Here is a 15,918-nt window from a genome sequence, read left to right on the forward strand (position 1 = left end):
TTTTTATAGCTACCCCCGCATATGGAATAAGCGCTAGATGCCTAAAACACGTATAAATTTAGCTTATTTTCAGCGCTGGTTTCCCTTCCTAGCCTGGCCACGCCCCAGCCGCAGCACCCTGGTGGGTGAGCTGTGGGCCGGGCTGACGGTAGGCATGATGGTGATTCCCCAGGGCGTGGCCTACGCCGCGCTGGCGGGCATGCCGCTGGTGACCGGCATCTACGCCTCGCTACTGCCTGCGCTGGTCGCGGTGCTATGGAGTTCGTCCACCCGCCTGTCGGTAGGGCCCACGGCTTTAAGCGCCCTGTTGGTGGGCAGCGCCTTTTTAGGCATTGCAGAGCCCGGCAGCGCGCAGTGGGTCACGCTGGCGGTATGGCTGGCCTTGCTATCGGGGGCGCTGCAAATCGTGCTGGGGTTGGGGCGCTTTGGCTGGCTGCTGAATCTGGTCAGCGCACCGGTGCTGACCGGCTTTACCCAAGCGGCGGCGATTCTGATTCTGCTGTCGCAGCTGCCCGCGCTGATCGGCCTCCAAGGGCCGCTGGCCAACCTGCTGCACCAGCCGCAGATCGACTGGCAGGCCACCGCGTTCGGCCTGGGGGCGCTGGCCGTGCTGGTGCTGGGCAAACGCTGGTTTCCCAAGTTTCCGGTACTGATGGTGCTGGTGGTGGCCAGCGCGTTGGTCAGCGCCGGGCTGGGCTTTGCAGCGGGTGGCGGTGCGGTGGTGGGGGCCTTGCCTGCGGGCCTGCCCGCGCTGCACCTGCCGGGCCTGATCACGCTGGCGCAACTGGGCGACCTGGCCATGCCGGTGCTGGTGCTCACGCTGATCAGCTTTCTGGAAACCGCGTCCAGCGCCAAGGTGGACAACCAGCGCGGTGGCACGCGCTGGAACGAAAACCAGGACCTGATCGGCCAGGGCATGGCCAAGGTGGCCTCGGGGCTGTGCGGGGCGTTTCCCACCAGCTCGTCGTTCTCGCGCTCGGCCATCAACCTGTACGCCGGGGCCAAGACCGGCTGGGCAACGATTTTCTCGGTGCTGCTGGTGCTAATGGTGCTGCTGTGGCTGACCCCGGCGCTGTTCCACGTGCCGCAGGCGGTGCTGGCAGCGGTGGTGGTAGCGGCTGTGGCCAGCCTGGTGCAACCGGCCGAGCTGCGCCGCATCTGGCGCGCCGCCCCGGTGGAGGCCGTGACCTGCGCCACCACCCTGGTACTGACGCTGGCTACCGCGCCCCGGTTGTACTGGGGTGTGCTGGCCGGTTTGCTGATGGCCTTGTCGCACTTTTTGTACCACCGACTGCACCCGCGCATTATTGAAATCGGCCTGCACCCCGACGGCAGCCTGCGTGACCGGCACCTGTGGAACCTGCCGCCGCTGGCCCCGCACCTGTTTGCCCTGCGTATGGATGCCGAGCTGGACTTTGCCTCGGCCAGCAGCCTGGAGCGGGCGGTGATGGAGCACCTGGCGCTGCACCCCGGCGTGCGCCAGGTCTGCCTGTTTGCCCAGCCGATCAACCGCATCGATGCCACCGGCGTGGAAACCTTTGGCAAACTGCGCCAGGCCCTGGCCCAGAAGCACATCACCCTGCACCTCAGCGGGATGAAGCTGCCGGTCGAAAACGTGCTGCGCCGCGCGGGTGAACTGCCGCCCGATGGCGTGCGCCTGCACCGCACCGACCACGACGCGCTGCTGGCTCTGCAACACCGGCTGGACGACTTTGCGATTTAACCGGCTTTCACCCCGCAAAAGCGGCGCTTTTTTCGACTAAGCTACTGTTAAACTTTCTGTAACTTTTGCCACACAAGCCCGTGTCTTCATCGGAAAACCACCCCACCATTGACCTGCGCAATATGCGCCTGGAGTCGGCCTGTGCGCTTCTGCAACAAGGTGCGCCGCTGGTAGACACGCCTAACCCCGCCGCCTATTTGCAAGACATGATCGACGGTCTGTGCGACTTGTCGCTCAAAGACCCACTCACCGGCCTGTCCAACCGCCGCCACTTCAACACCGTACTAGAGGCCGAGGTAGACCGCGTAGCCCGTTCCGGCGAAGCCGCGTTGCTGCTGATGATCGACATCGACTTTTTTAAACACGTCAACGACACCCACGGCCACCCCGCAGGCGACCAGGTACTGCGCGTAGTAGCCAAGGCGCTGCAAGCCTGCGTGCGCCCTATGGACACGCTAGCCCGCTACGGCGGCGAAGAATTTGTGGTGGTGCTGCCGTCTTGCCAACCGTCTTTTGGCCACGCAGTGGCCGAGCGCATCCGCCGTAGCATTGAAAACACCCGGATCCCGATTGCCCCCGGGGTTGAACTCCAGGTCACCATCAGCATCGGGGGTGCATTTGCATTGCAGTGGATTCGCTCCACCACCGAGCTCTGGACCGACCGAGCCGACCAACAACTGTATTTGGCCAAGACCTCCGGGCGCAACCGCCTGTGTCTGGAGCCGCAACCCGAAAGCCATGTCAGCGCAGAAGAGAAAAATTTGTTGTTTGGTCATTTGTCTGCCGCAGAACCGGCTTGGATTGATATGTCGTCTGGTGCCGCCAATGGCAGCACCGGACAAAGGTAAGCCGTGATAAGCAACATTCTGAATTCCCCCTCCCCCCTTAGCGGCCCCGGTGCCAAGGTGATTGCCATCACCAGCGGCAAAGGCGGTGTTGGTAAAACCTTTGTTTCGGCCAATTTGGCCGCTGCCCTGGCCAAGCGTGGCCACCGCGTGCTGGTGCTGGATGCCGACTTGGGCCTGGCCAACCTGGACGTGGTGCTGAACCTGCACCCCAAGATCACCCTGCACGACGTGTTTACCGGCAAAGCCACGCTGGACGAGGCCATCGTCAAGGCCCCTGGCGGCTTCTCGGTGCTGCTGGCCGGCTCGGGCATGGTCGAATACTCCCGCCTGACCCCCGAAGTGCGGGATGAATTTTTGCAGGTGGTGCGCACCCTGATTCCGCGCTTCGATGTACTGCTGCTGGACACTGGTGCGGGCATTTCCGATGTGGTGCTGTTCTCGGTGTCACTGGCCTCCGAGGTACTGGTGGTGGCCACGCCCGAGCCCACCTCGCTGACCGATGCCTATGCCGCCATCAAGGTGCTAGCTATGCAGCAAAAGCGCCAGCATGTGCGCATGGTGATCAACCAGACCGCCCGCCCTGGCGATGGCCGCGCCATCACCACCCAGTTGCAGCAGGTGCTGGACCGCTTTGTGACCAATGGCACAGGGCGTTCGATTCGGCTTATCCATGTCGGCGACATCCCGGCGGACCCGGCGGTCCGTGAAGCCGTGATGCGTCGCCAATTGCTGATGGTCAACACGCCCGGCTGCCCGGCTGCCTTGGCCGTGGCAGAGCTAGCCCGCAAGCTGGACGAAACCGTCATTTCCCCGCCCGAACTGCGCAATTAAATAGCAGCGCCAGCGTCTACCGGCGCTACCTGAGCTAAGGGGGCAAATAGCTGTACCTGGTTACGTCCCTGCTGCTTAGAGCGGTACATCGCCATATCGGCATTTTTAGACAGCTCTATTTCATCCCGGCCATGGTCGGGAAAAATGGCCACGCCGGTGCTGGAGGAGATATTCACCATCTTGCCAGGCACCACTTCAAAGCTTTGGTTCAACGCAAAACGGATTTTCTCGGCGACGGCCAGCGCATCTGCCGCATCGTGCACGGTGGGTAACAGCACCACAAATTCATCGCCACCAATGCGGGCCACCGTATCGGAGGCGCGAACGCACTCGAACATGCGCTGCGCCACCGCCTTGAGCAGAACATCGCCTACCGCATGCCCCAGGGTGTCGTTCACGGGCTTGAAGTGGTCCAGATCTACATACAACAAAGCCAAGCGCCCCCGCTGGCGGTGGGTTTGTACGATGGCGTGCTGCAGCCGGTCGTCAAACAGCGCGCGGTTAGGTAAACCGGTCAACGTGTCATGTTGCGCCATATGCGCCATGCGGTCTTCGATAGCTTTACGGCCCGTGATGTCGCGCACCACCCCGACAAAACAAGCCACGCCTTTGAAGCTTGCCGGTTGTGCCGACAAAATGCCAATGATGGTCTGGCCGTTCTTGCTCACCAAGGCCACCTCCAGATTTTTACAAAACTTGTGTTCGGCCAGCGCATTACGGTAACGCCGCCGGTCGTCAGCGGACTTCCAGATCGGCAAAACGCCGATCGAGCGGCTGACCACATCGCTACGCTCATAACCGGTCAGGAGCGTAAAACCTTTGTTGATGTCTACCACCAGCCCATCGACTTGCTGGGTGACCACCATCCCATCCGGGCTGCTGTCAAAAATCAGTTCAAAGTGCTCTTTGGTTTCACGCAACTCAGCGGTCATCTGGGTGGCAATGATGGTGGTCCGCGCCCGGTCGCTCAACAGCACCCAGGCCAGCAGCGCCAGCACCACACTCAAGAACACCCCATTGCGGGCAATCATTTGCGCCTTGTTGTGGACAGCAAATGCCGCAGAATCGACCGACTCCACCATCGCCAGCGTCCAGGTGCGTCCAGCCACTTTCAGATATTCCAGCGTACCAACCCTGGTTGCCTGGACCAGGTTGGCAATAGGACTGCTATCAAACAGCAAGGACTGCTGACCGAGTTCTATGCCATCAAAAATACGCACCCCCACGTCGCTGGTGTGCAAGCCCGGCAGACTCGCCATCCACACATCCATACGGCATGGTGCCACCACCCAACCCAGCAGATGGGCCCGCCGTTCGGATACGGTGTCCGAGGGGAAGCCCGGATGGTAGACCGGTAAAAACATCACAAACCCCAGCCGTGCACCGCTGCCGGTTTCCAGCAAACGGGATAGCTTGCCGGTGATGGTGGCCGCACCGGTATCACGGGCGCGCTCCATCGCGGCACGACGCTCCGCATCGGCCAACAAGTCTTGGCCATAAAGACGCAGACCAGGCTCCAGCGCGGGCTCCAGCTGCACCAGTGGGGCATAAAAGGGCCGCGTACCCGCCGGAAGAATGGCGTAGCTGGAATAGCCTTGTTCTTGCATGTCTGCCACATGTGCCGGTTGCTCCGCTGCTGGCACCCAGGGGGCCCAGCCCACGCCCTCCAGCCCCGCCACTTCGGCCCCCAGCTGCAAAGCTTCGACATAACGGGCAAAAGCCTCGCGCCCCACCGGAGCACCGGCCGCAAACAGGCCTTGCACGCCCCGCAGCACCTGCTCCTGGACCCGCATGCGCTGCTCAACTCGGCTGGCAAATACCTGCACATTGGCATCCATATGCATCTTCAGGTCCAGTTCCGCATTGCGCGTTTCAAACTGCCAAAGCCAGAATGTCGTGCCCAATGACAGCGCCAACACCAGCGCTGCACCGCCCAGGTGGTGGAGCCAGTTGTCGGGGCGCTTCAAGCCAAGCCCCTCAAAAAGCCAGCATCGCGCACGCTAGCAGTCTGGCTGGCAGCTAGCAGGGAGGATACATACTGGCACAAAGCAAAATACATAATTTGTACGCAACAGATGAAACACTGAGATATGCAGGAAGTGTTCGCGAACAACTATACAGCGCTCAGTAGCCTAGAGGCTTACACATCAGGTGGCACCTAGTGGCACAGGAGCGCAGCCTCCTGTTTACACCGTGATGATCCAGCCTTCCAGCGGATCGCTATGGCGCGGCAGGCCATAACACGGCAAGCCTGCAGCATGCTGCTGCCCGGCCCACGCGGCTTGCAGCAGGCATAGCACGGCATCCAGGGCATCGCCGCTGGCATCGGCTACCAGCAGGGCGCGCTGGGGCGGTGTCAATTGCAAGCGCAGCCCTAGCCGCAGCGGCCCGTGCGGGCCCTGCCCTGCCTCCAGCGCCTGGACCAGAGCGGTGCGTGCAGCCAGCCGCTCGGGCGTTTGTTTGGCCTTGTCGTCGCTTTTATAGCTGCGCCGCCCGATGCCCTTGACACCCGGTGCCCAGCCGTCCAGCACCTCGCGCGCCAGCAGGCCGGGGTAGGCCTCCAGCGCCACACGCTGTGCATCACCGGCGTGCAAACCCGGAAAATCCACCCCGGCATCGAGCAGCAAGGGCACACCGGCATGCAGCATGTAGGCCACCGGCGGGTTCACCCATTTCATGGACGGGCTGGAGCCGGCCAGTGCATCGCAGGCACGGTGGGCAAACTTGAACCCCACCGGACGGGCATCGCAAAAAGCCGCAAACAAACTGCGGATCTGCGCCCGCTCCAGGCTGGCAAAGTGGCGGATGCAGGCCGCCCACTCCAGCGGCCAGCCCAAGGATGCGACCAGTTCGCGCGGCAGGCCAAAGGGCAGATCGAACGCGCCCACCCAGGCCCGTGGCGGGGCCAGCGCGGCGGCAAATGCAGCCAGGGACGATAGCCGCTCCAGGCGCTGCAAAACCACGCGCCCCTCGGCCATCCGCCCCCAGGCGAGCACGATGTGCTTACGGGCGTTGGGACTACTGGAGAAATCGCAGCCCAGGAGTTCGGAGTCCATAGCAACAGCAAACCTACAAAAAACAAAACCCGCAAGTCGCTGCGGGCTTGCGGGTTGGAAGGAGCGCGCGGAAGGATGAGAACGTACTTACACGCGACCGACGATAGAGGCCGTAGCCATCAGCTCTTCGAGCAGGGCCAGCGAGACCTTGCCAGACACCGCATACGGGTTCAGCTCGGGCTTTTCGGCGTATTTAAGCAAGATCGACTGGTTGAGCTTGAGGATGTTGACCTGGCCCATCGTCCAGCCACCAAACCGGCGCTCGGAGATTTCTTCAAAGTGCAGCAGCGCCACGTCTTTGTGCCGCGCATCGCGCTGGATGTGGCCGTACAGTTCGTTGACGGGCATGCGCCCACCTTCGATGGCCTGCAAAAAGATGCCGCCGCCGTAGCACAAGATGCCAGTGATGCCGCAGGCAGGGTTGTATTGGCGCGACTGGGCCAGGATGGCTTCGATGGCACCGGCACTGGTGTCGAGGGCGCGGCTGGCGTAGAGCAAACGTACAAGCATGGGGTTAGCCTTTTCTAGGAATGAGGGCCAAAAATTCGCGGCGCAGGTTCGGGTCTTTCAAGAAGGCACCGCGCATCACCGAGTTGATCATCTTGCTGTCCATGTCTTTCACGCCGCGCCAGCCCATGCAGTAGTGGCTGGCTTCCATGACGATGGCCAGGCCGTCGGGCTGGGTTTTTTCCTGGATCAGGTCGGCCAGTTGCACCACGGCTTCTTCCTGGATTTGCGGGCGGCCCATGATCCATTCGGCTAGGCGCGCGTACTTGGACAGGCCAATCACGTTGGTGTGCTCGTTGGGCAGCACGCCGATCCAGATCTTGCCGATCACCGGGCACAGGTGGTGCGAACAGGCGCTGCGCACGGTGATGGGGCCGACGATCATCAGCTCGTTCAGGTGCTCGGCGTTGGGGAATTCGGTGATATTAGGGGCCGTGACGTAGCGCCCCTGGAACACCTCTTTGAGGTACATCTTGGCCACGCGGCGGGCGGTATTGTTGGTGTTGTGGTCGCGGTCGGTGTCGATCACCATGCTGCTGAGCACGCCCTGCATTTTGTCGGTCACTTCGTCGAGCAGCAGCTCCAGCTCGCCGGGCTGGATGAACTCGGCAATGTTGTCGTTGGCGTTAAAGCGTTTGCGGGCAGCCTGCAAGCGTTCACGGATCTTGACAGAGACGGGCGTGCCCTCACCGTCGCGGGCATCGGCCAGCGCAACAGAATTCATAGCGTCGGGTGGTTTCATTAACATCCAAGAATAGTAGCAGGGCAGGCAGCCCGGTTGCACGGACAGGGTGCAAAGCCCCTAAGCAGCGTTTCAAGTACATAACCGGCACGCATGGCCAAAGCCCTTGCGGCGCACGGGATAATCGGACGATTCGCAAACTTGCGTAACTATCAAGTTCAGCCCCTTTCTGCCCGTCTGACACCACTAAAAAGAAGCTATGGACAACCTCAACTTACTCAACACCCGCGAAGACTGGTATGCCGCATTTTTCGCCGGAGACACCGACTTTATGGCCAGCGTACAGGCCGACTCGTTTTGCGTGGTGCATGCCAGCGGTATCCAGTCCAAGTGGGAGCAACTACACGGCATCTCGCGTGCGGTGCAAGCCGACCTGTGGTTTCCCGACACGGCCTACAAACAAGATGCCAGCCTGTCATTGCAAAACCACGGTGACTTTGCCGTGGTGTCGGGCCAAAGCCAGACCTTGATTGACGACACCCCGCACAGCAGCGTGTTTTTTAGCGAGCTGTGGCGCAAAGGGGTAGACGACTGGCAGTTGATGCACCTGCACTTCACCCCGGCCAGCTAATCCAGCTTTGCCCCACCCTCAAACCACTGGCCAATCAGCGCCCGTTCGGCATCGGTGATGGCGGTGGCGTTGTTCATGGGCATGATTTTGGTGACCACCGCCTGCTGGTAGACCGCCTGCGCGTGCTGCTGGAGTGCGGCGGGTGAATCCAGCCGTACGTTCTTCATCTGCACCTGCGCACCGTGGCACATGGTGCAACGCTGGGCAATCACCGCCTGTACTTTTTCATAAGAAATAACCGGTCTAGTGCTTATTTCACCTGCGCTAGTAGCTATATTATTTATAGCAACCACGGGTTTCATCCAAACGATGACCGCCGCAATCACCGCCAGCCCCACCAGCGCGTAGCCGATGGGATGCCGGTTGCGGCCCAGCAAATAGCCGTGGCGCAGCACAAAGAACTGCCGTATGGCTGCACCCGCCAGCATCATCAGCACCAGCACCAGCCAGTTCTGCGGATGGGTGTAGGTAAAGCTGTAGTGGTTGCTGAGCATAGAGAACAGCACCGGCAGCGTGAAATAGGTGTTGTGTACGCTGCGCTGCTTGCCGCGCAGACCGTGGATGGGGTCGATGGGTCGGCCCGCCTGGATGTCGGCCACCACGGTGCGCTGGCCGGGGATGATCCAGAAGAACACGTTGGCGCTCATGGTAGTGGCGATCATCGCGCCCACCAGCAAAAAGGCCGCCCGCCCGGCAAACCAGTGGCAAGCCAGCCAGGAGGCGGCGCACACCAGCACCGCCACCAGCGCGCCAACGATGGCCTCGCCGCCTTTGCGCTTGCCAAAAATCTGGCAAATGCAGTCGTAGGCCATCCAGAACACCACCAAAAACGCCAGCGCCACGCTCACTGCCGCGCCACCGGACCACTGCATCAGCGACTTATCGACCAGGTAGGTGCTGGCGTTCCACAGGTAGGTGACGGTGAACAGCGAAAAGCCGGTCAACCAAGTGGAATAGCTCTCCCAATAGAACCAGTGCAGATGCTTGGGCAACTGGGGCGGCGCACCGGCGAACTTGACCGGGTGGTAGAAGCCGCCGCCGTGCACGGCCCACAGCTCGCCACTGACGCCTTGTTTCTTGAGGTCGTCATCCACCGGCGGGGTCAGGCTGCTGTCTAAAAAGACGAAGTAAAACGACGAGCCGATCCAGGCGATGGCGGTAATGACGTGGACCCAGCGCAGCAGCAGGTTGGCCCAGTCGAGGTAATAGCTTTCCATGTGTCACTCACCCTTGACAGTATTGCGATGCCCACCACTGCGGGCGCTGTGGGCACTAAAAAGTCACGCACACAAGCCCCGGGGAGTTGGCTTTGCACCGCTGCGACCGGTTGATTCTAGGCAGTTACCCTTTGCAACAACTGTGCCGCGACCGCAATGGCGATGACTTCCGGCTCTTTGCCGGGGATACCGGGCACGCCAATCGGGCAGGTGACGTGGGCCAGCTCGGCCGCACTGAAGCCGCGCGCTGCCAGCCGCTTTTGAAAACTGGCCCATTTGGTCTGGCTGCCGATCAAGCCGATAAAAGGCAGGTCCGCGTGCACGCGCTGGCGTTGCAGGCAGGCAGCCACGATGTCCAGGTCTTCGGCGTGGCTAAAGCTCATTACCAGCACCTGGCTACCGGGGGCCAGGCCGCGTACCGCCTGCTGCACCGGATCGGAATGTTCGCAGCGCACCGCAGCGGGCAGATCGGCAGGGAAAATTCCGTCGCGGCTGTCGATCCAGGCCAGGGCAAACGGCAGGCGCACCAGCACCTGCACCAGCGCATGGCCCACATGGCCGCCACCAAACAGGGCCACGGGCGGATGCACGGGCGTGAGCTCGGCACGCAAGCGCGCTATATCGGCAGCTGCCACCCGTTCCAACCGCAGCTGCACCACGCCGCCGCAGCACTGCCCCAAACGGGGGCCTAGCGGATAGCGCAGCACATCGGGCCCCTGCGCACCGGCCAAGCGTGTTCGGGCCTCTGCGATGGCCTGGAATTCGAGGTGGCCGCCGCCGATGGTGCCGACGATGTGCCGGGCCCACACGGCCATCCAGGTGCCCGGCCCGCGCGGCACCGAGCCTTGGGTAGACTGCACCCGGACCAGCATGGCGGGGGCGGACGGTAGCCGGTGGAGTAGATCGTCTAGATGGTTCACCCGCGCAGTATGCATGGCTGAAAAACGAAACCGATAGGCACGATGAAACAACATCTTCTGAATTTGCGCTGGACGCTGGCAGGCTTCTCTACTGCCGCAGCCACCCTGCTGGCCGGTTGCAGCTCGCCCCCCGCATCCGCACCCAGCCCGTCTGCGCAGCCGGTGCAGCCGGCTACATCAGAACCCCACAAGCCATCGGCACCGGCCTCCGAACCGGTGGCCCCGCCCAAAATATCCACCGCAGCCACGCCGCGCGACTACCGCCGCGATGCCGCCCGCCATGTGTACGCGCACAACGCCAGCCGCATTTACCAGGGCAAGCTGCAACCTAATTTGTACGCGGTGGGGGTGCTGGATGTACACCTGGACCGCCAGGGCCGGGTCACCCGGCTGGACTGGCTGCGGGCCCCCCGGCATGCCCCGGAGGTCATCACCGAGATCGAGCGCACGGTGCGCGCCGCCGCGCCGTTCCCACCGCCGTCCCGCATGGGCCGGGTGGTCTATACCGACACCTGGCTGTGGGACAAAAGCGGCCAGTTTCAGCTGGATACGCTGACCGAAGGGCAGCTATAGCCCCCGGCGGTTATTCCAGCTTGAGATTTTGGGTTTTGACCACGTTGCGCCAGGCGCGGTAATCGGCTTCGATGAAATGCCCCAGCAGCGCGGGCGATCCGGGCGCGGCCTCTACCGCATCGGCCTTGAAGCGGGCCACCACCTCGGGCAAAACCACCACTTGGTTGATGGCGGCATTGAGCTGCCCGACGATGGCCGCAGGCGTGCCCGCCGGGGCCATCAGGGCAAAGTAGTTCACCACGTCAATACCCGGAAAACCCGCCTCGGCCATGCTCGGCACATCCGGCAAGGCGCTGGAACGCTTGGCGCTGGTCACGGCCAGCGGGCGCACCCGGCCGTCTTTGATGAAAGGCAGCAGCGCCGGAATGGTGCCGGTGACCAGCTGCACATGGCCGGCCAGCATGTCCATCGTGGCCGGGGCCACGCCACGGTAGGGAATGTGGGTAATGAAGGTACCGGTGCGCGCTTTTAGCAGCTCTAACACCAGGTGGTTGACCCCGCCCGCACCGGCCGAGCCGTAGTTCAGCACGCCGGGTTTTTGCCGGGCCAAACGCACTAGCTCTTTCATATCGTGCACCGGCACCTGGCTACTGGTAGCCCACACCAGGGGGCCGCTGGCAATCATGCCCACCGGCACAAAGTCGCGCAGAGGGTCGTAGTGGGCGCTGGGCATGGCGGCGGCTACGGTGGTGAAGGGCGACGCCACCAGCAGCAAGGTGTAGCCGTCGGCAGCGGCAGCGGCCACCGCCTGGGTGCCAATGGCACCCGAGGCACCGCTGCGGTTCTCCACCACAAAATTGCCGCCCAGCACCTCGCCCAGCTTGAGCGCCATCAAGCGGCCCATCGCATCCGTGCCCGCACCGGGGGCAAACGGCACCACGATCTTGACCGGCTTGTCGGGGTATGCCGGGTGGCCTTCTGCCGCGCATGCATTTGCTACAAAAAGAGTAGCTACTCCCGCAATCAGAATATACGCTAGAGGCCTATTTTTTATAAATTTAAAAACCATAACAGCTCCCGCCAAAAGGAGAGATTTTGTCCAGGCCCCAAGTCATGGGGATGACAAACACGGCTCAACTACCCCGGTAGGTGGAATAGCTCCAGGGGCTGACGAGCAGCGGCACGTGGTAGTGCTGCTGGGGGTTGGCAATACCAAAGTCCAGGCTGACGCGGTTCAAAAAGTTCGGCTCGGGCAAGGCCACGCCCCGGGCGGCAAAGTACTCCGCCACGTCAAACGTCAGTCGGTAGGTACCGACTTGCAGACTCGCGGCGTCCAGCAAAAGGCCGTCGCTGCGGCCGTCTGCGTTGGTGACAAAGCGCTTGAGCAGGGTGCTGTTGTCGCCCTGCGTTGTGTAAAGCGCTACGGCCATACCAGCCGCCGGGCTGCCGTGCATAGTGTCCAAAACGTGTGTGCTCAATCCCATATGTGTCCTCATGTAATCAAATACATTGAAATAAAACAAACTTGTATACAGTAAAAATTCTGCGCTATTATGGTGACATGGAATCCACCACCAACACCAATACCATCGTTGAGGCGCTGACGAAGGCGATTGTTGAGCACCGACTCCATCCGGGCACTAAGCTGGCAGAACAAAAACTGGCCGACCATTTTGGGGTCTCGCGCACCTTGGTGCGGCAGGCCCTGTTCCAGCTCTCGCAAAACCGCCTGATCCGCCTGGAGCCCGCACGCGGGGCTTTTGTGGCCGCGCCCTCGGTGGCCGAAGCCCGCCAGGTGTTTGCCGTGCGCCGCATGCTAGAGGCCGAACTGGTGCGGGCCTTGGTGCGCGACATCACCCCAAGCAAAATCAAGGCCTTGAAAGACCAGCTGGCGATTGAAAAAGCCGCACTCAAAGACAAAGACCTGGCCAACCGCACCGAAGTGCTGGGCAATTTCCACATCCGCATGGCCGAGCTGCTAGACAACGATGTGCTGGTGCAAATGATGGTGGAGCTGCTTTCGCGCTGCTCGCTCATCACCCTGATGTACCAGACCGACAACCCCACCGAGCACGCCAGCGAAGACCACGACGCGCTCATACAAGCCCTGGCTGCCAAAGACGAAGCCCTGGTAGTCAGCCTGATGGACCAGCATCTGCACAAAGTCGAAGCCAACCTCACCTTCGACCGCAAAATCCCCAGCAACGACATCGCGATGGCCCTGGCCTGACGCACTGGCCTGACTTGTGCTTAAAGGCGTGGCATGACCGAAACATCTGCACACTATCCCCGTGACCTTGTCGGCTACGGCCGCAACGTGCCCCACGCCCAATGGCCCCACCAGGCCAAGATCGCGGTGCAGTTCGTACTCAACTACGAAGAAGGCGGCGAAAACAATGTGCTGCACGGCGACGCGGCCTCGGAAACTTTTTTGTCCGAGCTGATCACCGCCCAGCCCTTCCCCGACCGGCACATGACCATCGAGTCGATGTACGAATATGGCTCGCGGGCGGGCTCGTGGCGCATCCTGCGCGAGTTTGAAAAACGCGGCCTGCCGTTGACCGTCTTTGGTGTGTCTATGGCCTTGCAGCGCCACCCGGAACTCACCCAAGCGTTTGTCGATCTGGGCCATGAAATCGCCTGCCACGGCTGGCGCTGGATCCACTACCAAAACCTGCCCGAAGCCACCGAACGCCTGCACATGGCGGTGGGTGCCGAAATCATCCGCACCATGACCGGGGGCCTTTGGCCCCAGGGCTGGTACACCGGCCGCGACAGCCCCAACACCCGCCGCCTGCTGGCCGACCAGGGCGGCTTCAGCTACGACAGCGACTACTACGGCGACGACCTGCCGTTCTGGATGCCCACCACCAAGAGCAACGGCACGGTGGAGCCACGGCTGGTGATCCCCTACGCACTGGACACCAACGACATGCGCTGCGTGCAGGTGCAGGGCTTCAACACCGGCGACCACTTCTTGCAGTACCTGAAAGACAGCTTCGACGTGCTCTACGCCGAGGGCGACCCGCAAGGTGAAGACCGCCCCAAAATGATGAGCATCGGCATGCACTGCCGGGTGCTGGGCCGACCCGGCCGGTTTGGCGCGCTGCAAAAGTTTTTAGACTACGTGCAAAGCCATGACCGCGTGTGGATTTGCCGCCGCATCGACATCGCCGAACACTGGCAAAAAGTCCACCCCTACAAGCCCTGACCCCTGGTTACACCATGCCCCTGACGCTCGCTTTCCTCAACACCGCTCCCCAGCACGAGGTACTGCAGCAGCTACCCGGCCTGTACGAACACTCCCCCTGGATCGCAGAAAAAGCCCTGGCCGTGCGGCCCTTTGCCTCGCTGGCTGGCTTCAAATACGCCATGGTGCAGGTGCTGGCAGAAGCGGGTGTGCAGGCCCAGCGGGACCTGATCCGCGCCCACCCAGAGCTGGCAGGCAAAACCGCAGAACCGCTTACCACTGAATCCAGCCATGAGCAAAACCAGGCCGGCCTGACGCGCTGCACGCCGCAAGAGCTGGCCCAGCTAGGGCAACTCAATGCCGACTACGGCCAGAAGTTCGGTTTTCCGTTCATCCTGGCGGTACGCGGGCCACGCGGCACCGGGCTGCGCAAGCAGGAAATCATCAACACGTTTGTGCGTCGCCTGCACAATCCGCCCGATTTTGAGCACCTTGAAGCGCTGCGCAACATCCACCGCATCGTCGAAATCCGCCTCAACGATGCGTTTGACACCCACCCCGCGCAGGGCAACACGGTGTGGGACTGGCAAGAAGACTTAAGCCTCCACACCGACCCCGGCTATGCAGAGCTGGGCCAGCTCACCGTCACCTACCTGACCGACGCGCACCGCGCCTGCGCCGCCCAGATCGCCCAAAACATGCGCGACTGCGGCTTTGACACGGTGCAGATCGACGCTGTGGGCAACGTGGTGGGCCGCTATCTGGCAGCCACGCCCGATGCCAAAACCCTGCTCACCGGCAGCCACTATGACACCGTGCGCAACGGCGGCAAATACGATGGCCGCCTGGGCATTTTTGTGCCTATGGCCTGCGTGCACGCCCTGTCAAGCCAAGGCAAACGTCTGCCCTTTCACTTGGAAGTGGTGGGCTTTGCCGAAGAAGAAGGCCAGCGCTTTAACGCCACCTTCCTCGGCTCCGGCGCATTGATCGGCCACTTCAACCCCGACTGGCTGGACCAGACCGATGTGGATGGCATCAGCATGCGCACCGCCATGGCGCACGCTGGTTTGCAAGTCAACGACATCCCCGCTTTGCAACGCACGCCCGAAGACTACCTGGGCTTTGTCGAAGTCCACATCGAGCAGGGCCCGGTGCTCAACGGGCTGGATATTCCTTTGGGCATCGTCACCTCCATCAACGGCAGCGTGCGCTATACCGGCACGGTGCTGGGCGTCGCCTGCCACGCGGGCACCACGCCGATGCACCAGCGCTTTGACGCCGCCACCGCCGTGGCCGAGCTGGTGTTGGTTGTAGAGCAACGTGCCGGGCAAGATGGCGACTCGGTGGGCACGGTGGGCATACTGCATGTGCCCAACGGCTCCATCAACGTAGTGCCCGGCCAGTGCAACTTCAGCCTGGACCTGCGCGCCCCCCACAATGCGCAGCGCGATGCCCTGGCCCACGATGTACTGGCCGCCCTGCATGCCATCTGCGACCGCCGGGGCCTGCGCTACACGCTGAAAGAGACGATGCGCGCCGCCGCCGCCCCCAGCGCGCCCGTGTGGCAGCAGCGCTGGGAAGCCGCCGTCGAGGCCCTGGGCGTGCCCCTGCACCGCATGCCCAGCGGCGCGGGCCACGATGCCATGAAGCTGCACGAAGTGATGCCCCAGGCCATGCTGTTTGTGCGCGGCCAAAACGCCGGCATCAGCCACAACCCGCTGGAGAGCAGCACCGCAGACGACATGCAACTGGCCGTGGATGCCTTCTCCCACCTTTTGAATAACCTCGAAGTTTGATAAC

Annotated in this window: 16 protein-coding genes; 8 read left to right on the forward strand and 8 right to left on the reverse strand. The window is 62.3% G+C overall.

Annotated elements, in window-relative coordinates:
- Positions 1-37: 37 nt before the first annotated feature.
- The 3 genes from AC0969_RS00355 (at position 38) to AC0969_RS00365 (ending at position 3,402) form a co-directional block, all read left to right on the forward strand.
- Positions 38-1,723, forward strand: a complete 1,686-nt coding sequence (locus tag AC0969_RS00355) for a SulP family inorganic anion transporter (protein ID WP_479622142.1) — start codon at positions 38-40, stop codon at positions 1,721-1,723.
- Positions 1,724-1,803: 80 nt separating this feature from the next.
- Positions 1,804-2,571, forward strand: coding sequence for a GGDEF domain-containing protein (locus AC0969_RS00360; RefSeq protein ID WP_479622143.1), 768 nt, complete (start codon positions 1,804-1,806; stop codon positions 2,569-2,571).
- 3 nt (positions 2,572-2,574) lie between these two features.
- Complete coding sequence (locus AC0969_RS00365; RefSeq protein WP_479622144.1) at positions 2,575-3,402, forward strand: MinD/ParA family protein; 828 nt, start codon at positions 2,575-2,577, stop codon at positions 3,400-3,402.
- Here the strand turns inward: AC0969_RS00365 and AC0969_RS00370 are convergent.
- The 4 genes from AC0969_RS00370 to folE all read right to left on the reverse strand — a co-directional run bounded on the left by AC0969_RS00370 (position 3,399) and on the right by folE (position 7,707).
- Positions 3,399-5,369 carry a sensor domain-containing diguanylate cyclase gene (locus AC0969_RS00370; RefSeq protein ID WP_479622145.1) on the reverse strand — a complete coding sequence of 657 codons (1,971 nt, stop codon included), beginning with the start codon at positions 5,367-5,369 and terminating at the stop codon, positions 3,399-3,401. The two genes, AC0969_RS00365 and AC0969_RS00370, sit on opposite strands and share 4 nt — an antisense overlap.
- A gap of 219 nt (positions 5,370-5,588) precedes the next feature.
- Positions 5,589-6,458 (reverse strand): DUF429 domain-containing protein, encoded by an 870-nt coding sequence (locus AC0969_RS00375; protein ID WP_479622146.1) that lies wholly within the window; start codon positions 6,456-6,458, stop codon positions 5,589-5,591.
- 87 nt (positions 6,459-6,545) lie between these two features.
- A complete protein-coding gene (locus AC0969_RS00380; protein WP_479622147.1) occupies positions 6,546-6,968 on the reverse strand; it encodes a BLUF domain-containing protein in 423 nt (140 codons plus the stop codon).
- Positions 6,969-6,972: 4 nt separating this feature from the next.
- Positions 6,973-7,707: a GTP cyclohydrolase I gene (gene folE, locus AC0969_RS00385; protein WP_479622148.1), complete on the reverse strand. Its 735-nt coding sequence runs from the start codon at positions 7,705-7,707 to the stop codon at positions 6,973-6,975.
- A gap of 199 nt (positions 7,708-7,906) precedes the next feature.
- Here folE and AC0969_RS00390 point away from each other — a divergent pair, with 199 nt between their 5' ends.
- Complete coding sequence (locus AC0969_RS00390; RefSeq protein ID WP_479622149.1) at positions 7,907-8,278, forward strand: nuclear transport factor 2 family protein; 372 nt, start codon at positions 7,907-7,909, stop codon at positions 8,276-8,278.
- On the opposite strand, the gene AC0969_RS00395 is transcribed toward AC0969_RS00390, so the two are convergent.
- Together AC0969_RS00395 and xdhC are read right to left on the reverse strand one after the other, a co-directional pair.
- The gene (locus AC0969_RS00395; RefSeq protein WP_479622150.1) at positions 8,275-9,495 is read right to left on the reverse strand and encodes a urate hydroxylase PuuD; all 1,221 of its coding nucleotides are present in this window, start codon (positions 9,493-9,495) and stop codon (positions 8,275-8,277) included. The two genes, AC0969_RS00390 and AC0969_RS00395, sit on opposite strands and share 4 nt — an antisense overlap.
- Positions 9,496-9,611: 116 nt before the next feature.
- The gene (gene xdhC / locus AC0969_RS00400; RefSeq protein WP_479622151.1) at positions 9,612-10,430 is read right to left on the reverse strand and encodes a xanthine dehydrogenase accessory protein XdhC; all 819 of its coding nucleotides are present in this window, start codon (positions 10,428-10,430) and stop codon (positions 9,612-9,614) included.
- 27 nt (positions 10,431-10,457) lie between these two features.
- Between xdhC and AC0969_RS00405 the strand changes: the two genes are divergently transcribed.
- The gene (locus AC0969_RS00405) at positions 10,458-10,988 is read left to right on the forward strand and encodes a hypothetical protein (protein WP_479622152.1); all 531 of its coding nucleotides are present in this window, start codon (positions 10,458-10,460) and stop codon (positions 10,986-10,988) included.
- 10 nt (positions 10,989-10,998) lie between these two features.
- On the opposite strand, the gene AC0969_RS00410 is transcribed toward AC0969_RS00405, so the two are convergent.
- Together AC0969_RS00410 and uraH are read right to left on the reverse strand one after the other, a co-directional pair.
- Positions 10,999-11,865, reverse strand: a complete 867-nt coding sequence (locus AC0969_RS00410; protein WP_479622153.1) for a tripartite tricarboxylate transporter substrate binding protein — start codon at positions 11,863-11,865, stop codon at positions 10,999-11,001.
- A 196-nt stretch (positions 11,866-12,061) separates the two neighbouring features.
- A complete protein-coding gene (gene uraH / locus AC0969_RS00415; RefSeq protein ID WP_479622154.1) occupies positions 12,062-12,412 on the reverse strand; it encodes a hydroxyisourate hydrolase in 351 nt (116 codons plus the stop codon).
- A gap of 77 nt (positions 12,413-12,489) precedes the next feature.
- Between uraH and AC0969_RS00420 the strand changes: the two genes are divergently transcribed.
- The 3 genes from AC0969_RS00420 to uraD are packed head-to-tail and all read left to right on the forward strand — an operon-like array spanning position 12,490 to position 15,914.
- Entirely contained in the window at positions 12,490-13,158 is a 669-nt protein-coding gene (locus tag AC0969_RS00420; protein ID WP_479622155.1) for a GntR family transcriptional regulator, read from the forward strand.
- A 33-nt stretch (positions 13,159-13,191) separates the two neighbouring features.
- Positions 13,192-14,139: an allantoinase PuuE gene (gene puuE / locus AC0969_RS00425; RefSeq protein WP_479622156.1), complete on the forward strand. Its 948-nt coding sequence runs from the start codon at positions 13,192-13,194 to the stop codon at positions 14,137-14,139.
- Between the two features lie 14 nt (positions 14,140-14,153).
- Positions 14,154-15,914, forward strand: coding sequence for a 2-oxo-4-hydroxy-4-carboxy-5-ureidoimidazoline decarboxylase (gene uraD, locus AC0969_RS00430; RefSeq protein ID WP_479622157.1), 1,761 nt, complete (start codon positions 14,154-14,156; stop codon positions 15,912-15,914).
- Positions 15,915-15,918: the final 4 nt, after the last annotated feature.

The sequence above is a fragment of the Rhodoferax sp. LB1P47 genome, from assembly GCF_056521445.1.

Bases quoted from the DNA above. Each gene is read 5' to 3' on its own strand.
- AC0969_RS00355 (WP_479622142.1), top strand. From the start codon at position 38: ATGCCTAAAACACGTATAAATTTAGCTTATTTTCAGCGCTGGTTTCCC.
- AC0969_RS00375 (WP_479622146.1), bottom strand. From the start codon at position 6,458: ATGGACTCCGAACTCCTGGGCTGCGATTTCTCCAGTAGTCCCAACGCC.
- AC0969_RS00380 (WP_479622147.1), bottom strand. From the start codon at position 6,968: ATGCTTGTACGTTTGCTCTACGCCAGCCGCGCCCTCGACACCAGTGCC.
- folE (WP_479622148.1), bottom strand. From the start codon at position 7,707: ATGAAACCACCCGACGCTATGAATTCTGTTGCGCTGGCCGATGCCCGC.
- AC0969_RS00390 (WP_479622149.1), top strand. From the start codon at position 7,907: ATGGACAACCTCAACTTACTCAACACCCGCGAAGACTGGTATGCCGCA.
- AC0969_RS00395 (WP_479622150.1), bottom strand. From the start codon at position 9,495: ATGGAAAGCTATTACCTCGACTGGGCCAACCTGCTGCTGCGCTGGGTC.
- xdhC (WP_479622151.1), bottom strand. From the start codon at position 10,430: ATGCATACTGCGCGGGTGAACCATCTAGACGATCTACTCCACCGGCTA.
- AC0969_RS00405 (WP_479622152.1), top strand. From the start codon at position 10,458: ATGAAACAACATCTTCTGAATTTGCGCTGGACGCTGGCAGGCTTCTCT.
- uraH (WP_479622154.1), bottom strand. From the start codon at position 12,412: ATGGGATTGAGCACACACGTTTTGGACACTATGCACGGCAGCCCGGCG.
- AC0969_RS00420 (WP_479622155.1), top strand. From the start codon at position 12,490: ATGGAATCCACCACCAACACCAATACCATCGTTGAGGCGCTGACGAAG.
- puuE (WP_479622156.1), top strand. From the start codon at position 13,192: ATGACCGAAACATCTGCACACTATCCCCGTGACCTTGTCGGCTACGGC.
- uraD (WP_479622157.1), top strand. From the start codon at position 14,154: ATGCCCCTGACGCTCGCTTTCCTCAACACCGCTCCCCAGCACGAGGTA.